The 16528-nt window shown below is 68.3% G+C and carries 14 protein-coding genes; 10 read left to right on the top strand and 4 right to left on the bottom strand.

What is annotated here, in order from left to right:
* Window positions 1-333: 333 nt before the first annotated feature.
* A complete protein-coding gene (tyrS, locus tag VN11_RS01650) occupies window positions 334-1545 on the bottom strand; it encodes a tyrosine--tRNA ligase (protein WP_053448572.1) in 1212 nt (403 codons plus the stop codon).
* Window positions 1546-1711: 166 nt separating this feature from the next.
* On the opposite strand from tyrS, the gene VN11_RS01645 reads away from it, so the two are divergent.
* Both VN11_RS01645 and VN11_RS01640 read left to right on the top strand, forming a co-directional pair.
* Window positions 1712-3184: a M23 family metallopeptidase gene (locus tag VN11_RS01645; protein WP_053448571.1), complete on the top strand. Its 1473-nt coding sequence runs from the start codon at window positions 1712-1714 to the stop codon at window positions 3182-3184.
* A gap of 65 nt (window positions 3185-3249) precedes the next feature.
* Entirely contained in the window at window positions 3250-4377 is a 1128-nt protein-coding gene (locus VN11_RS01640; RefSeq protein ID WP_080374991.1) for an anhydro-N-acetylmuramic acid kinase, read from the top strand.
* A 38-nt stretch (window positions 4378-4415) separates the two neighbouring features.
* Here the strand turns inward: VN11_RS01640 and VN11_RS01635 are convergent, their stop codons facing one another.
* The 3 genes from VN11_RS01635 to VN11_RS01625 form a co-directional block, all read right to left on the bottom strand.
* The gene (locus VN11_RS01635; RefSeq protein ID WP_049457368.1) at window positions 4416-4646 is read right to left on the bottom strand and encodes a hypothetical protein; all 231 of its coding nucleotides are present in this window, start codon (window positions 4644-4646) and stop codon (window positions 4416-4418) included.
* A gap of 77 nt (window positions 4647-4723) precedes the next feature.
* A complete protein-coding gene (locus VN11_RS01630) occupies window positions 4724-6028 on the bottom strand; it encodes an AmpG family muropeptide MFS transporter (RefSeq protein ID WP_008268384.1) in 1305 nt (434 codons plus the stop codon).
* Window positions 6025-6825, bottom strand: coding sequence for an exodeoxyribonuclease III (locus tag VN11_RS01625; RefSeq protein WP_014035707.1), 801 nt, complete (start codon window positions 6823-6825; stop codon window positions 6025-6027). Before VN11_RS01625 ends, VN11_RS01630 begins: the two co-directional genes overlap by 4 nt.
* Window positions 6826-6987: 162 nt before the next feature.
* Here VN11_RS01625 and pyrE point away from each other — a divergent pair, with 162 nt between their 5' ends.
* From pyrE to VN11_RS01585, 8 genes are all read left to right on the top strand, one after another.
* The gene (pyrE, locus tag VN11_RS01620) at window positions 6988-7647 is read left to right on the top strand and encodes an orotate phosphoribosyltransferase (protein WP_053448569.1); all 660 of its coding nucleotides are present in this window, start codon (window positions 6988-6990) and stop codon (window positions 7645-7647) included.
* Window positions 7648-7666: 19 nt separating this feature from the next.
* Window positions 7667-8332, top strand: coding sequence for a hypothetical protein (locus VN11_RS01615; protein ID WP_053448568.1), 666 nt, complete (start codon window positions 7667-7669; stop codon window positions 8330-8332).
* A 174-nt stretch (window positions 8333-8506) separates the two neighbouring features.
* Window positions 8507-8599: a potassium-transporting ATPase subunit F gene (locus VN11_RS01610; protein ID WP_005407770.1), complete on the top strand. Its 93-nt coding sequence runs from the start codon at window positions 8507-8509 to the stop codon at window positions 8597-8599.
* A gap of 11 nt (window positions 8600-8610) precedes the next feature.
* Complete coding sequence (gene kdpA, locus VN11_RS01605; RefSeq protein ID WP_053448567.1) at window positions 8611-10320, top strand: potassium-transporting ATPase subunit KdpA; 1710 nt, start codon at window positions 8611-8613, stop codon at window positions 10318-10320.
* A gap of 10 nt (window positions 10321-10330) precedes the next feature.
* Window positions 10331-12388 carry a potassium-transporting ATPase subunit KdpB gene (kdpB, locus tag VN11_RS01600; RefSeq protein WP_053448566.1) on the top strand — a complete coding sequence of 686 codons (2058 nt, stop codon included), beginning with the start codon at window positions 10331-10333 and terminating at the stop codon, window positions 12386-12388.
* A complete protein-coding gene (gene kdpC / locus VN11_RS01595; protein WP_053448565.1) occupies window positions 12385-13035 on the top strand; it encodes a potassium-transporting ATPase subunit KdpC in 651 nt (216 codons plus the stop codon). The genes kdpB and kdpC overlap by 4 nt, the downstream gene beginning before the upstream one ends.
* 51 nt (window positions 13036-13086) lie before the next feature.
* Complete coding sequence (locus tag VN11_RS01590) at window positions 13087-15747, top strand: sensor histidine kinase (protein WP_053448564.1); 2661 nt, start codon at window positions 13087-13089, stop codon at window positions 15745-15747.
* Window positions 15728-16441 (top strand): response regulator transcription factor, encoded by a 714-nt coding sequence (locus VN11_RS01585; protein ID WP_053448563.1) that lies wholly within the window; start codon window positions 15728-15730, stop codon window positions 16439-16441. The genes VN11_RS01590 and VN11_RS01585 overlap by 20 nt, the downstream gene beginning before the upstream one ends.
* Window positions 16442-16528: the final 87 nt, after the last annotated feature.

The raw sequence follows: 16528 nt of genomic DNA, 5'->3' as shown, positions 1-16528 counted from the left end.
AGATCTTGGGAAGTGGCCTCAGCGCCATTCCCGTGTGCTGCGAAGCTTCCTTCGTAGCGAGCCGCCCATTATGCCAGACTTTTTCAGTCCGTCAACACCTTCGTTCGATCATCTCGTTCGGCGGTGGTGGGCGCCCTGTTGTCGCTGAAGCCCCTTGGTGGCGACCCCTGCGACGGGGGAGGAGAAGTATGTCCCCATCTGGATCATTTGTGAAGGGGGTGTGGCGATTTTTTTCAACGGATGTTGCATCCATTCATCCATCACGCCCGCGGACGCATGCCGCGAAGAGCAGAAGCAAAGGAAGGGCCGGCTGGCGCCGGCCCTTCCTTCCTGTCAGGCAGTGACCAGGCGCACGCGGGCGAAGGTGCGCTTGCCGACCTGCAGGAGGCCTTCAAAGCCCGGCAGCAGCACCTGCTGGCCGTCTTCCACCACGTCACCATCCACCTTGACCGCGCGCTCCTTGAGCTTGCGGTTGGCTTCGGAGTTACTCGGGGTCAGCCCGGCCGCCGTCAGCAGCGCGGCGATACGCAGGCCCTCGGCCGGGATCACCACGTCCTGCAGCGGCAGCTGAGTGATGTCGCCCTGCCCGGTCACCGCCGCTTCCCAGCCGGCAATGGCCTGCTCGGCGGCCGCAGCGTCGTGGAAGCGGGTCGCCAGTTCACGCGCCAGGCGCAGCTTGACCACGCGCGGATTCAGCCCGCCGGAGGCCACCTGCTCGCGCAGCTGCACGGCTTCGGCCTGGCTGATATCAAACGACAGCAGCTCGATCCAGCGCCACATCAGGGTGTCGTCCACCTTCATGGTCTTGGTGACGATGTCGATAGCCGGTTCGCTGATACCGATGTAGTTGCCCAGCGACTTGGACATCTTGTTGACGCCGTCCAGGCCTTCCAGCAGCGGCATGGTCAGCACCACCTGCGGCTTCTGGCCATGGTGCTCCTGCAGGCCGCGGCCCATCAGCAGGTTGAACTTCTGGTCGGTACCGCCCAGTTCGACGTCGGCCTCCAGGGCCACCGAGTCGTAGCCCTGCACCAGCGGGTACAGGAACTCGTGGATGGCGATGGACTGCTGGGCGGCGTAGCGCTTGGCGAAGTCGTCGCGCTCGAGCATGCGCGCCACAGTGTGCTGGCCGGCCAGGCGGATCATGTCGGCCGCGCCCATCTTGCCGAACCACTCCGAATTGAAGCGGACTTCGGTACGGCTGCGGTCGAGCACCTTGAACACCTGCTCCTCATAGGTGCGGGCGTTGGCCAGCACGTCCTCGCGGCTGAGCGGCTTGCGGGTCAGGCTCTTGCCCGACGGGTCGCCGATCATGCCGGTGAAGTCGCCGATCAGGAAGATGACCTGGTGACCGAGGTCCTGGAACTGGCGCATCTTGTTCAGCAGCACCGTATGGCCCAGGTGCAGGTCGGGCGCGGTGGGGTCGAAGCCAGCCTTGATCCGCAGCGGACGGCCTTCCTGCAGGCGCGCACGCAGATCCTCGAGCTTGAGGATCTCGTCGGCACCACGGCCGATCAGGGCAAGGGCTTCTTCAATCGAGGACACGTGACTACTCCCGGCAACGCCGATTCTTGTGTGGGGTGTTAAAGCAAAGTTAACCCGATTGGCTTCACAAAAGCCAATGGGCACAAGGGTTTGACGCGGTTTTCTCAGGTGTCTATGGTAACCGGCGTTTAGGCCCGCGCTCCCGGGCCGTCAGGAAAAATCGCCGATGCACAACTCCGAACAAGGGCGCGCACGCAAGCAGCGCTTCCAGGAACGCCTCCACGTCCTGCACGACAACGCCCTGCATCGGAAGCTCAGGCAACACCTCCCCGCCGCATTCAATGAACGCTGGACCCGGCGCCATTGGATGCATGCCAGCCTGTTTGCGACCATCGGCGCCCTGGTGGCGACGATCGTCCCCGGCTTCTCGCACACCATCGACGCGCCGTTCGCCGACAGCCACACCAGCCTGGCACTGCCGTTGCCGCCGCTGAGCATGGCCCGCCAGCAGCAGGTGCCGGGCGACAGCTGGCAGGTGCTGCGGGTGCAGCGCGGCCAGACCCTGAGCGACCTGTTCGACCAGGCCGGCATTCCGGCCAGCACCCTGCACCGCGTGCTGGACCATCCCGGCGCCCGCGAATCGCTGACCAAGCTGCGCCCCGGTACCGAAATCGCCTTCGACATGCCGCTCTCGGGCGACCTGCGCAGCATCCGCTTCGACCGTGATGGCGACAACCGGGTCGAGTTGAGCCTGGCCGGCGATGACATCAAGGAGAAGGTGACCAAGCGCGAGACCTCCACGCGCACGGTGGTCACCAGCGGCGAGATCACCAGCTCGCTGTATGCCGCCGCCCGCCGGGCCGGGCTGTCGCCGTCGGCGATCGCGACGATGACCGACGACATCTTCAAGTACGACATCGACTTCTCGAAGGACCTGCAGCCGGGCGACCGCTTCAGCGTGGTGATGGATGAAACCTGGCGCGAAGGCGAGAAGGTGGACACCAGCAAGATCCTGGCGGCGACCTTCACCACCGGTGGCAAGACCTATTCCGGCTTCCGCTTCGACCGCAACGGCAAGTCCGAGTACTACGACATCAACGGGCGTTCGCTGAAGAAGAGCTTCATCCGCATGCCGATCCCGTTCGCGCGGCTGAGCTCGACCTTCGGCGCGCGCAAGCACCCGGTGCTGGGCAAGATGCGCATGCACAAGGGCGTGGACTACGCCGCGCGCACCGGCACCCCGATCATGGCCGCCGGCGATGCCCGCGTGCAGTTCGCCGGCGTGCAGCGCGGCTACGGCAACGTGGTGATCCTCGACCACGGCCGCGGCCACACCACCCTGTACGGGCACATGTCGCGCTTTGCGAACATCAAGACCGGCCAGCGCGTGGCCCAGGGCACGGTGATCGGCTATGTCGGCTCGACCGGCCTGGCCACCGGCCCACACCTGCACTACGAATTCCGCGTCAACGGTGAGCACCGCAACCCGCTGACGGTGACCATGCCGCCGCCGGAACCGTTGAAGGGCGCCGAGCTGGTGGCCTTCCGTGCGCAGACCGCGCCAGCGATGGCACGCATCCAGGGCATGGAGAAGCTGATCTACGCCGACGCCAGCCCGGCCCCGACCAGCCGCGACGAGGCCGCACCCGAGGTGGCCAGCGCCAAGGACAAGAGCAGCGCCGGCCGCAAGCGCGGCTGAGCCCCTGCGTTGACGAAGAAGGACGCGGCAGCCCAAGCTTGCCGCGTCCTTTTTTTATGCCTGCCATGAACACCACTGCCGACGCTGACGCCCCCCTGTACCTTGGCCTGATGTCGGGCACCAGCGCCGATGGCATCGACGCTGCCCTGGTGCAGTTCCCCACCACTGGCGGCTGCCGCTTCGTGCACGGGCTGACCACCCGCTGGGAGCCGGTGCTGCGCGCACGACTGGTAGCACTGGGCGAAGGCGGTCCACTGGACTCGCTGGAGGAACTGGGCGAGCTGGATGCGCGGATCGCGATCAGCTTCGCCGACGCCGCCAACCAGCTGCTGGCCGAGGCGGGCGTGGACCCGGCGCAGGTGCGGGCGATCGGCTCGCATGGGCAGACCGTGCGCCATCGGCCGCTGGCCGACCCTGCGTTCACCGTGCAGCTGGGCGACGGCAACCGCATCGCTGAACTGACCGGGATCACCACGGTGTCCGACTTCCGCCGCCGCGACGTAGCGGCCGGAGGCCATGGCGCACCGCTGATGCCGGCCTTCCACCTGGGCATGCTCGGCACCGCCGATGAAGACCGCGCGGTACTCAACCTGGGCGGCATCGCCAACCTGACCCTGATCCCGCGCGAAGGCGCGGTGCGTGGCTTCGATACCGGCCCGGCCAATGCGCTGATGGACGCCTGGTGCCAGCGCCACACCGGCCGCACCTTCGATGCCGATGGAGCCTATGCCGCCAGTGGTGCGGTGGACGAAGGCCTGCTGGCCGGCTGGCGTTCGGAGCCCTGGTTTGACCTGCCGCCACCGAAGAGTACCGGCCGCGAACAGTTCCACCTGGCCTGGGCCGAGGCGCACATGGGCGAAGGCGAATACGCCGCCGCCGACGTGCAGGCGACCCTGTTGGAGCTGACCGTGGCGACGGTGGCCGATGCACTGCTGGCGCAGCAGCCGCAGACCCGGCGCCTGCTGGTCTGTGGCGGCGGCGTGCGCAACCGGCAGCTGATGAAGCGGCTGGCGGCACGGCTGCCAGAGGTGCAGGTGGAGTCCAGTGCGATGCACGGGCTGGACCCGGAGTACGTAGAGGCGATGGGGTTTGCGTGGCTGGCGCAGCGGACGATGGACGGGCTGGCCGGCAACCTGCCGAGCGTGACCGGGGCGAACGGGCCGCGGATTCTCGGGGCGATCCATCTGGCGTGAGCAGAAGCAGTCGAGCAAGGCTCGACGCTACAAAGGCGCTAATCAAACCCCTGCCCTGCGGGCAGGGCCTGCAGGGCGGCGATGGCGTCGGACAGGGCGTCCACTTCGGGGTCACCGAAGCCGGAACGGACCTCCAGTTCACTGCTGAACAGCCCCTGCTCCAGCAGGGCCGCGCAGGTCTGTTCGTGGGTCCAGCCGCGGGCAACCGCGACTCGACGGATACGGTCCAGCAGCAGCGGGTCCAGGTCCCGCAGCACAACGTCGGCCATGCTCACTTCCCCGTTCGCAAGGCACCGCCCCCTCGGCGCGTCGGGGCGATGATCCCGCAGACCGGACGTACAGGCAATCAGGCGACCGGCGGGGGCCCGCGATCCACGATCCGCGGCCACAACCAGGCCAGCAGCAGCAGGGTCGGCACCACGGTGACCGAGCTGAGGATGAAGAACGTGCTGTAGGAGGTGGCTTCAACGATATAGCCGGAAACGCCACCGACGAACTTGCCGGGCAGGTTGGCCAGCGAGACCAGCAGCGCGTACTGGGTGGCAGTGAAGTTGCGGTCGGTCAGCGACGACATGAAGGCCACCAGCACGGTGCCGGCAAAGCCCTGGAACAGGTTGTCGGCGCTGAGCGCGGCATAGAACGCCCACAGCTTGCCCGGGTTGTGCGCCATCAGCAGGAACGCAAGGTTGGACAGCGCCACGCCCAGCGCGGCCACCAGCAGCATGCGGCGGAAACCGAACGCGGCCACCGCGATGCCGCCCAGGAAGGCGCCACCGATGCCCATCCACACACCGAACAGCTTGGAGACGGTCGCGATGTCGGCCTTGTCGAACCCGGAGTCGAGGTAGAACGGCCCGGCCATCACGCCGATGACCTGGTCCGGGAACTTGAACAGCCCGACGAAGGCCAGCAGCACCAGCGCCAGCGCCACGCCGTTGCGGCTGAAGAAGCTGGTGATGGGCTGGACGAACGCCTCGGCGACATCGATGCGGCGCTGCACGGTCGTGGCCGGACGTTCCGGTTCGGCGCACAGCAGCGTGGTGACGATCGGCAGCAGCATCAGCGCCGCCATGGCCAGATAGGCCACGATCCAGCCTTCGAACTGGGCCAGGTACAGCGCGCCGGCACCGGCCAGGATCAGGCCGATCCGGTAACCCAGCGTATAGGTGGCCGCCAGCGCGGCCTGCGCCGCCTGCGGTGCGATCTCGATGCGGTAGGCGTCGACGGCCGAGTCCTGGGTGGCGCCGGCGAACGAGGCCACCAGCACCCAGGCCACCAGCGGCCAGACGCCCTGCTCGGGGCGCACGAAGGCCAGCGCGACCAGGCCGACCAGGACCAGCGCCTGCGACACCAGCAGCCACGAGCGGCGGCGGCCAAGCCCACCGAGCAGCGGGAAGGCATAGCGATCCAGCAGGGGCGCCCACAGGAACTTCAGCAGGTAGAAGAAGCTGGCCAGGCTGATCAGGCCGATGCTGCCCAGGTCCAGGCCGACGTCGCGCAGGCGCGTAGACAGGGTCTGCGAGGCGATCAGCAGGAACGGCAGGCCGCTGCCGAAGCCGAGCATGGCCATGGTCAGCGCCGACGGAGTGCCGAAGGCGCGCTTGATGCCTGCCCAGCCCTTGTAGCTGACCGGCGTGGCGGCCTCGGTCACAGGTCGTAGTCCACGATGAACGGCGCGTGGTCGGAGAAGCGCTCGTCGCGATAGATCGAGCAGCTGCGCAGGCGGTCACGCAGGCCCGGGGTGATGAACTGGTAGTCGATGCGCCAGCCGACGTTGTTGGCGCGGGCGGCGCCGCGGTTGCTCCACCAGGTGTAGTCCTCGCCGGTGGGGTTGAGCAGGCGGTAGGCATCGGCCCAGCCGCGGCCGGCGGCGACATCTGTGGCCTGGCCGTGGTCGGCGCACAGGGCGTTGAGCCAGTCGCGCTCTTCCGGCAGGCAGCCGGAGTTCTTCTGGTTGGACTTCCAGTTCTTGATGTCCAGCGCCGAACGCACGATGTTCCAGTCGCCGCACAGCACGTAGTCGCGGCCGCTGCGCGCCCATTCCTCGAGGATCGGCCGCAGCCATTCCATCACTTCGAACTTGAAACCCTGGCGCAGGTCGCCCGAGCTGCCGGACGGGATATAGAAGGAGACCACGCTGAGGTTGCCGTAGCGCGCCTCGATGTAGCGGCCTTCGTCGTCGAACGGGGCCCAGCCCAGCGAGGTGATGACCTGGTCCGGCTCGCGCTTGCTGTAGATCGCCACGCCGCTGTAGCCCTTCTTGGTGATGGCGTCGCGGTAGAAGCAGTGGTGGCCGTCCGGGCGGAACATCGGGTCGGTCAGCTGGTCTTCTTGGGCCTTGGTCTCCTGGATGCACAGGACGTCGGCGTCCTGGGCCCGGAACCAATCGAGGAAGCCCTTGGTTGCGGCGGAACGGATGCCATTGGCATTGAAACTGATGATGCGCATGCGGGGGACCTGCGGCGGGAAACCGGGCAAGCATACCGGTTGCCCGCAGGGCTGCGCAGTCCGCCAGAGGGGGGCGCAACGGCCCTCACCCAGGGCCGGACGAGCGCGAAACGCCCAGCTGGATTAGGATTTGTGCTCCAAATGAAGATGAATCGAGTTTTGATGAGCGACCACCGCCACCGTTTCCTGCAGCTGGCCCTGACCGCCGACGCCCTGCGCTTCGGCCAGTTCACCCTCAAGTCCGGCCGGCTGAGCCCCTATTTCTTCAACGCCGGTCGTTTCGACTCCGGTTCGCTGCTGTCGCAGCTCGGCGCCTGCTACGCCGATGCCATCGACGCCACCGGGATCAAGTACGACGTGGTGTTCGGCCCGGCCTACAAGGGCATTCCGCTGGCCACCGCGATGGCCTGCGAGCTGGCCCAGCGCGGCCGCGACCTGCCGCTGTCGTTCAACCGCAAGGAAGCCAAGGACCATGGTGAAGGCGGCCAGCTGATCGGCGCCGACATGAATGGCAAGCGCGTGCTGATCGTCGACGACGTGATCACCGCCGGTACCGCGATCCGCGAAGCACTGGGCATCATCCGCGCCGCCGGTGGCACGCCGGCCGGCATCGTGGTGGCGCTGGACCGCCAGGAGATCGCCTCGGAATCCGACCGCCGCTCCGCCGCGCAGTCGGTGGCCGAAGAGGCCGGCATTCCGGTGATCGCCGTGGCGTCGCTGGCTGACCTGCTTGATTTCGCCTCCGGCAACCCGGAACTTGTGGGTTACCGGCAGCCGCTGGAAGCCTACCGGGCCCAGTACGGCGTCCGTTCGACCCGCTGACCGACCCAGGGGAAAGGTCATGTCCCGAGTTCCTGCTGTGCTCTTTGCCGGCCTGCTGCTGGCCGTGCCGTTCTCCGTTCCGGCGCAACCGCGGGGCGGTGGCAAGGTGGAGAAGAAGCTGTACTGCTGGAACGAGGGCAAGGAGCGGATCTGCAGCGATTCGCTGCCGGCCGACGCGGTCAACCATGCCCGCGACGAGTTCAACGCAAAGAGTGGCCTGCGCAATGCGCAGGTCCAGCGCGCGTTGACCGACGAGGAACGCGCCGCCGCCAGCACGGAAGCGGCGCAGCGGCAGCTGGACCTGATGGCCGCACAGACCCGCCAGCGCACCGAGCAGGCGATGCTGACCACCTATGGCAGCGAGGACGACCTGCGCCGGGTGTTCGCCGAACGCCAGGAAGTGCTGGACAACAACCTCAAGACGGCCGAGTACAACGTCACCAGCCTGCGTGAATCGCTGGTGGCGCTGCTGGCGGCTGCCGGCGATCGCGAACTGGCCGGCGGCAAGGTGGCCGGCAAGCAGGCCGAAGCGATCCGCCAGCGGCACGTGCAGCTGCAGGCGCAGCAGCGGCTGCAGGCCGGGTTCGTGCAACAGCAGCAGGCCCTGAAGGCCGAGATCGACAGCAGCCTGCAGCGCTATCGCGAGCTGAAGGGGCTGGCGCCGGCGGCAACACCGGCCGGCTGACGAGGCTCCCACTACCGGGCGTGGCCCGGCGCTACCCGGGGCCTGGTTACGGGTTGGCCCAGCGAATTTATGCACTCTTTACGCGTCGGCCCGGTCCGGCGCGTAGTGCGTTTATGGGGGGCAGGACGACGATGGCGGCCTGAGGTGGAGGGGTTCCACCAGGACGCTATTGCAATGTCCCCCTGGCTGTCGTTGTTGTGTGGCGTGCTGGTGCTGGTCGCCGCCGCCTATCTTCTCTATGTCGTGCTTCGGCCCGAGTCGTTCTGACGGAGCCGGCCATGACTGAGATGCTTGTCATTATTGCTGCCAGCCTGCTGCTGGCGTGGCCGCTGGGCCTGTACCTGGCGCGCGTGATGCGCGGTGCGCCGATGAAGGTCGACGTGCTGTTCCACTGGATCGAAAAGCCGCTGTACAAGGTATTCGGCGTCGATCCGTCGCGTTCGATGTCCTGGCGCGGCTATGCGCTGGCCTTCGTGCTGAGCAACGTGGTGGTCGCGGTGCTGACCCAGGCGGTGTTCATGACCCAGGCCTGGTTGCCGTTGAACCCGGACCAGATCCCGAACATGCGCTGGGACACCGCGCTGCACACGATGATCTCGTTCCTGACCAACACCAACCAGCAGCACTACTCGGGCCAGGCGCAGCTGTCCTATCTCTCGCAGATGACCGGCATCACCGGCCTGCAGGTGGTGACGCCGATGATGGGGCTGGCGTTGGCCGTGGCGACGCTGCGCGCGTTGTTCTCGCGTGCGCCGCAGGCTGCGGCGGCGACCGGTACCGGCGATGACCGCCAGGTGGCGGTGGGCAACTACTATGTGGACGTGGTGCGCCTGTGCGTGCGCTTCCTGCTGCCGCTGTGCCTGGTCTGGACCCTGCTGCTGACCAGCCAGGGCGTACCGTCGACCCTGGCCGGCGGCCCGCAGGCCACGCCGATCGATGCCAGCGCCGGCATGGCCGGGCAGAAACTGCCGCTGGGCCCGGTCGCGGCGATGGTCGCGGCCAAGCAGCTGGGCGCCAACGGTGGCGGCTGGTATGGCCCGAACAGCAGCTTCCCGCTGGAGAACCCGACCCCGCTGTCGAACGCGCTGGAGGTCGTCGGCATCCTGCTGATACCGATGGCGGTGATCTTCATGATCGGTGCCTTCACCGGCCGCCGCCGCTTCGGCGCCCTGGTGTTCAGCTGCATGCTCGGCATGTCGCTGCTGTCGACCGGCGCGATGATGTGGAGCGAAGGCCATAGCGCCAGCGCCGCCACCCCGCTGCTGATGGAAGGCAAGGAGGTGCGCTTCGGCGCCGATGGCACCGCGCTGTGGGCGGCGGTGACCACCCAGGTCTCCAACGGCTCGGTGAACGGCATGCACGATTCGCTGGCGCCGCTGAGCGGTGGCATCGCGATGGTCAACATGCTGGTCAGCGCGATCTGGGGCGGCATCGGCTGCGGCCTGCAGCAGTTCATCGTCTACCTGCTGCTGGGCGTGTTCCTGGCCGGGTTGATGACCGGGCGTACGCCGGAACTGTTCGGCCGCAAGCTGGAGACACCGCAGGTGCGCCTGCTGGCCCTGCTGGTGCTGCTGCAGCCGATCACCCTGCTGGTGTTCACCGCGATCACCATGGCCGTGCCCGGCCTGGCCGGCACCTCCAACCCCGGCTTCCATGGCATCAGCCAGGTCTTCTACGAGTATGTCTCGGCCTATGCCAACAACGGTTCGGGCTTCGAAGGCCTGGGTGACGCCACGCTGTGGTGGAACCTGAGCTGCTCGCTGGTACTGCTGCTGGGCCGCTTCCCGCTGCTGATCATTCCGCTGGTGGTGGCCGCACAGCTGGCTGCCAAGCGCCAGGCGCCGGAATCTGCCGGCAGCCTGCAGATCGAAACCCCGACCTTCGCCCTGACCCTGGTCTCGGTGATCGTCATCCTGACCGTGCTGCAGTTCATGCCGGCGCTGGTACTCGGCCCGATCGCCGACCACCTGAGCCTGGGACTGCACTGAGGACACCCCCATGAGTAGTCATGCAAGTTCAACCCGTAGTACCCATGCATCGCGCCCTGCCCTGCTTGATGGCGCCGGCCTGCGCCGTGCACTGGTCGAAGCGGTGCGCAAGCTGTCGCCGATGCATCTGGTACGCAGCCCGGTGATGGCGGTGGTGATGGCCGGCACGATCGTCGCCGCCATCGTCACCCTGACCGGCAATGCGCCGCTGGGCTTCGGCCTGGCGGTGACCGCGATCCTGCTGGTGACCGTGCTGTTCGGCAATTTCGCCGAAGCCGTGGCCGAGGCACGTGGCCGCGGCCAGGCCGCCTCGCTGCGCCGGGCCCGCCAGGACCTGGTGGCGCGTCGGCTGGTGGCGCCGCAGCCGGGCGCCGCAGAAGCCCAGGTGCCGGCCGCCGAGCTGCGCCCGGGCGACCATGTGATCGTCAGTGCCGGTGAACTGGTGCCGGCCGATGGCGAGATCGTGCAGGGCCTGGCCACCATCAACGAAGCGGCGGTGACCGGCGAATCGGCACCGGTACTGCGCGAGGCCGGCACCGACCGTTCCGGCGTGATCGGCGGCACCAAGGTGCTGTCCGACCAGATCATCGTGCGGGTGACCGCCGAACCGGGCCACAGCTTCCTGGACCGGATGATCGCGCTGGTGGAAGGCGCCAACCGGCAGAAGACCCCGAACGAGGTTGCGCTGACCCTGCTGCTGGCGGCGATGACGCTCACCTTCCTGGTAGTGGTGGCGACGCTGCCGGCGATCGGTGCTGCGGTCGGCGTCAAGGTCGATCCGCTGCTGCTGATCGCGCTGCTGGTGTGCCTGATCCCGACCACCATCGGCGGCCTCCTGCCGGCCATTGGTATTGCCGGCATGAACCGTGCACTGGCCGCCAACGTGCTGGCCAAGTCGGGCAAGGCGGTGGAAGTGGCCGGCGACGTCGACGTGCTGCTGCTGGACAAGACCGGCACCATCACCTACGGCGACCGCCAGGCCAGCCACTTCCATCCGTTGGCCGGCATCGACGCCAGCCAGCTGCGTGAAGCGGCACTGCTGTCCTCGCTGGCCGACCCGACGCCGGAAGGCAAGTCGATCGTGCGCCTGGCCCGCGAGCAGGGTTGCGCCACCGCCGAGCCGGACCATGCCGACTATCTGGCCTTCAGTGCGCAGACCCGCATGTCCGGCGTGGACCTGGAACATGGCCGGCAGATCCGCAAGGGCGCACTGGATGCGATCCGCAACCATGTGCAGGCGCTGGGTGGCACGGTGCCGGCCGAGCTGGCCGGTCGTGTCGAACAGGTGGCGCGCAATGGTGCCACCCCGCTGGTGGTGGCCGAGGGCCGCCACGTACTGGGCGTGATCGAGCTGTCGGACGTGGTCAAGCACGGCATGCGCGAGAAGTTCGCGCAGCTGCGCGCGATGGGCATCCGCACGGTGATGATCACCGGCGACAACCCGCTGACCGCCGCCGCCATTGCTGCCGAGGCCGGCGTCGACGATTACATCGCCGAGGCACGCCCGGAAGACAAGCTGGCGCGCATCCGCCAGGAGCAGGCCGGCGGCCGCCTGGTGGCGATGGTGGGCGATGGCACCAATGACGCCCCCGCGCTGGCGCAGGCCGACATCGGCCTGGCGATGAACTCCGGCACGCAGGCGGCGAAGGAGGCCGGCAACATGGTCGACCTCGATTCGGACCCGGCCAAGCTGCTGGCGGTGGTGGAAGTGGGCAAGCAGCAGCTGATCACCCGCGGCGCGCTGACCACCTTCTCGCTGGCCAACGACGTCTCCAAGTACTTCGCGATCCTGCCGGCGCTGTTCGCCGCTGCGGTGCCGACCATGGCCGCCTTGAACGTGATGCAGCTGTCGAGCCCGCGCAACGCGGTGCTGGCGGCGCTGATCTTCAACGCGCTGGTGATTCCCGCACTGATCCCGCTCGCCCTGCGCGGCGTGCGCTTCCGCCCGGCCACGGCCACCGCGCTGCTGCGCCGGAACATGCTGGTGTACGGCCTCGGCGGCGTGCTGCTGCCGTTCGCGGCGATCAAGCTGATCGACCTCCTTCTTGTCCTGGTATTCGGCGCATGAACCGTTCTGCTTCCACCTCATCTTCCCTGTCCCGCGAAGCCAAGGCCGAGGCCCGCGTAGCCGGCTTGCAGGATGGCGCCAGCTGGCGCCCGGCCATCGGCCTGGGCCTGGCCACGCTGTTGCTGGCCGGCGCGGTCTACGCCGGCATCGCCACCGGTTTCGCCGGCCTGGCCTACCCGACCCAGGCCGAAGGCAGCCTGCTGCGTGATGGCAGCGGCCAGGTACGCGGCTCGGCATGGCTGTCGCAGCCGTTCACCGGCGACGGCTACTTCCAGGCCCGCCCGTCGGCCGCCAACTACGATCCGATGGCTGCAGCGGGCTCCAACATGGCGCGCAGCAACCCGGCGCTGGCCGAACGCGTAGCCGCCAGCACCGCGGCGGTGGCCGCACGCGAAGGCGTAGCGCCGGCGCAGGTACCGGCGGACCTGGTCACCCAGTCTGCAGGCGGCCTGGATCCGCAGCTGTCGCCAGAGGCGGCGCAGCTGCAGGTGGCGCGCGTGGCACGTGCCCGTGGCCTGCCGGTGGAACGCGTGCAGGCGCTGGTGCAAGCGCATACCGAAGGTCGCCAGTGGGGCCTGTTCGGCCAGCCACGGGTGAACGTGGTGACGCTGAACTTCGCGCTGGACCACGCCGCCAAGGCGCCGTGATGCCGGCCTGCACCCGCTGCGCGCACAATGGCGGCCATGACAGCGGCACCCATGACTGATGCACGTACCCGCCAGGCCGATGCCCTGGTCGAAGGCCTGCAACGCGAAGCCGGCGGCAAGCTGACGGTGTTCCTCGGCGCGGCGCCGGGCGTGGGCAAGACCTACACCATGCTGGCCCGCGCGCAGGAACAGCTGCGTCGCGGCGTCGACCTGGTGGTGGGCCTGGTGGAAACCCATGGCCGCGCCGATACCCAGGCGTTGCTGGAAGGCCTGCCGCAGCTGCCGCTGAAGGAAGTGGCCTACCACGGCCACACCCTGCAGGAGATGGACCTGGACGCCGTGCTGGCCCGGCATCCAGCACTGGTGCTGGTAGACGAACTGGCCCATCGCAACGCGCCGGGCAGCCGCCACGAGCGGCGCTGGCAGGATGTGATGGAACTGCTGGACGCCGGCATCGATGTCTGGACCACGGTCAACATCCAGCACCTGGAAAGCCTCAACGATGTGGTGATGCGCATCACCGGCGTGCGTGTGAGCGAGACCGTGCCGGACGGCGTGCTCGACCGCCTGCATGACATCGTGCTGGTCGACCTGCCGCCGCGCGAACTGATCGCGCGCCTGCAGCAGGGCAAGGTCTATGTGCCCGAGCAGGCCACGCAGGCGCTGCAGGCGTTCTTCTCGCCGGCCAACCTGACCGCCCTGCGCGAACTGGCAATGCAGGAAGCCGCCGACCGCGTCGACAGCAGCCTGCGCGAAACCCGCGCCGCACGTGGTGAAGGCAACCTGCCACTGCGCCGCGGCGTGCTGGTGGCCATCGATGGCGGTGGCCAGAGCGAGTACCTGGTGCGGGTGGCACGGCGCATCGCCGAGCGCCGCGATGCGCCGTGGACGGTGGTGACCGTGCAGGGACGCCGCCAGGATGACGCGACCCGCCGCGAGATCGATGCGGCCTTCGCACTGGCGCGGCGCCTGGGCGGTGATGCTGAACTGCTGCATGGATCGAGCATCGCCGATGCCCTGCTCGACCATGCCGCGCACAATGGCGTGTCGACCCTGGTGCTGGGCCGCACCCGCGAGCGACCGCTGGCGCGGATGTTCAACCGCACCCTGACCCAGCAGTTGATCCAGCGCGGCGCGCATTACGAGATCACCATCATCAGCACGCCGCAGGCACGTGCACGCTCGCGCCGCGAGGGGCTGATGGCACCGGTGCGTGGCTTCAGCCACGAGCCGGTGCAGGCACTGATCGCCACGGCGCTGGCCTGCGTGGTGGCCTGGCTGGCCGAGCGTTGGGTGGGCATGGCCGACCTGTCGATGGTGTTCATCGTCGCGGTGGTGCTGGTGGCCGCACGCACGCGTGCCAGCGTGGCGGTGATGGCGGCGATCCTGTGCTTCCTCGCCTACAACTTCCTGTTCATCGCGCCGCGCTTCACCTTTGCCATCGGTGCGCGCCAGGGTGTGATCACCGTCTTCCTGTTCCTGGCCGCCGCCCTGGTGGCCGGACGCCTGGCCTCGCGGCTGCGCATGCAGGTGATCGCGCTGCGCGCGGCCAACCGCCATGCGCGCGCGCGCCAGCAGCTGGGCCGGCAGCTGGCCAGCGCCGCCGGCAACGGCGAGGTGGCACAGGCCGGCCGGCATGCGCTGGAACAGGCCATGGATGTGCCGGCGTGGCTGCGGATCGGCACCGATACCGCGGCCGGGGGCCGCAGCCAGCCCGGCGACACCGATCTGGCCGCCGCCGACTGGGCGCTGCGCCACGGCCAGCCCAGTGGACGCTTCACCGACACCCTCGCAGGGGCGCAATGGTGGTTCCTGCCGCTGCTGGATGGCGAAGACCATGCGATCGGCGTGGCCGGCCTGTACCTGCCAGGCGCGCAGGCACGCCTGCTGCCCGAGCAGCGGCAGCTGGCCGAAGCGATGGTCGACGACATCGCCCAGGCCGCGCTGCGCACGCGATTGGTGGCAGAGCTGGAGCAGGCCCATGTGAGCAACGAGACCGAACGGTTGCGCTCGGCCCTGCTCTCTTCGGTGTCGCATGACCTGCGCTCGCCACTGGCGGCGATGATCGGTTCGGCCGACAGCCTGGCCAGCTATGGCGCGGCGATGGACACGACCGATCGCCGTGCCCTGCTCGATACCATCCTGGTCGAAGGCGAGCGCCTGGACCGCTACATCCAGAACCTGCTGGACATGACCCGGCTCGGCCACGAAGGGCTGAAGATCAACCGCGACTGGATCGGCGTGGATGAACTGATCGGCTCGGCGGCGCGGCGCCTGCAGCGCTACCAGCCCAAGGTGCGGCTGGAGCTGGACATTCCGTCCACGCTGGCACCGATCTGGGTGCACCCGGCGCTGGTGGAACAGGCCGTGTTCAACGTGATGGAGAACGCCGCCAAGTTCTCGCCGCCGGATGCCGCCGTGCAGGTGCAGGCGCGCGAGCTGGATGGCCAGCTGCGCATCGACGTGATCGATGCCGGCCCCGGCATTCCCGACGACGAGCGCGCGCGCATCTTCGACATGTTCTACAGCGTCGAGCGCGGCGACCGTGGCCGCCACGGCACCGGCCTGGGCCTGACCATCTGCCAGGGCATGATCGGCGCGCATGGCGGCAGCGTGCAGGCGCTGCCCGGACGCGACGGTCGCGGTACCCTGATCCGCATCACCCTGCCCCTGCTCAAGCCAGCCTCCCACGATGAGCCCGACCCCGATTGATGCCAGCGTGCCGGCCGCGCGCGTGCTGGTGATCGACGATGAAACCCAGATCCGCCGGTTCCTGGACATCAGCCTGCGCGCGCAGGGCTACCAGGTGCGGCAAGCGGCCACCGGCCAGGAAGGCCTGCAGCTGGCCGCCAGCGAGGACATGGACCTGGTGATCCTGGATATCGGCCTGCCGGACATGGAAGGCCACGAGGTGCTTGAACAGCTGCGGCAGTGGAGCCAGGTGCCGGTGATCATGCTGACCGTGCGCGCCGGCGAGGCCGAGAAGGTGCGGGCGCTGGATACCGGCGCCAATGACTATGTCACCAAGCCGTTCGGCACGCAGGAACTGATGGCGCGGGTACGGGCGCTGCTACGCACCCGCAGCGTGCCCAGTGATGGCACGCCACCGGTGTTCGATGACGGCCACCTGCACGTGGATCTGGTGCGCCGTGAAGTGGCGCTGGATGGCGAGCCGGTGGCGCTGACCCGCAAGGAATATGCACTGCTCTCGCTGCTGCTGCGCAATGCCGGGCGGGTGGTGACCCAGCCGCAGATCCTGCAGGAGATCTGGGGGCCGACTCACCAGCAGGACACCCATTACCTGCGCATCCTGGTCGGCAAGCTGCGGCACAAGCTGGGCGATTCGGCACTGGATTCGCGCTACCTGTTCACCGAACCGGGCGTGGGCCTGCGGTTCAAGGGGTAGTGCCGGCCGCTGGCCGGCAACCTCATGAACCCCTGATCCATCCTGTGGTTGCCGGCCAGCGGCCGGCACTACCCGATCGATCCAATC

The organism is Stenotrophomonas maltophilia, assembly GCF_001274595.1.
Lineage (GTDB): Bacteria > Pseudomonadota > Gammaproteobacteria > Xanthomonadales > Xanthomonadaceae > Stenotrophomonas > Stenotrophomonas forensis.
This window is presented reverse-complemented; position numbering and strand designations above follow the sequence as displayed.

Bases quoted from the DNA above. Each gene is read 5' to 3' on its own strand.
- pyrE (WP_053448569.1), top strand. From the start codon at position 6,988: ATGAGCGACCACCGCCACCGTTTCCTGCAGCTGGCCCTGACCGCCGAC.
- kdpC (WP_053448565.1), top strand. From the start codon at position 12,385: ATGAACCGTTCTGCTTCCACCTCATCTTCCCTGTCCCGCGAAGCCAAG.
- kdpB (WP_053448566.1), top strand. From the start codon at position 10,331: ATGAGTAGTCATGCAAGTTCAACCCGTAGTACCCATGCATCGCGCCCT.
- VN11_RS01625 (WP_014035707.1), bottom strand. From the start codon at position 6,825: ATGCGCATCATCAGTTTCAATGCCAATGGCATCCGTTCCGCCGCAACC.
- VN11_RS01640 (WP_080374991.1), top strand. From the start codon at position 3,250: ATGAACACCACTGCCGACGCTGACGCCCCCCTGTACCTTGGCCTGATG.
- VN11_RS01610 (WP_005407770.1), top strand. From the start codon at position 8,507: ATGTCCCCCTGGCTGTCGTTGTTGTGTGGCGTGCTGGTGCTGGTCGCC.
- VN11_RS01635 (WP_049457368.1), bottom strand. From the start codon at position 4,646: ATGGCCGACGTTGTGCTGCGGGACCTGGACCCGCTGCTGCTGGACCGT.
- VN11_RS01590 (WP_053448564.1), top strand. From the start codon at position 13,087: ATGACTGATGCACGTACCCGCCAGGCCGATGCCCTGGTCGAAGGCCTG.
- VN11_RS01615 (WP_053448568.1), top strand. From the start codon at position 7,667: ATGTCCCGAGTTCCTGCTGTGCTCTTTGCCGGCCTGCTGCTGGCCGTG.
- VN11_RS01585 (WP_053448563.1), top strand. From the start codon at position 15,728: ATGAGCCCGACCCCGATTGATGCCAGCGTGCCGGCCGCGCGCGTGCTG.
- VN11_RS01645 (WP_053448571.1), top strand. From the start codon at position 1,712: ATGCACAACTCCGAACAAGGGCGCGCACGCAAGCAGCGCTTCCAGGAA.
- kdpA (WP_053448567.1), top strand. From the start codon at position 8,611: ATGACTGAGATGCTTGTCATTATTGCTGCCAGCCTGCTGCTGGCGTGG.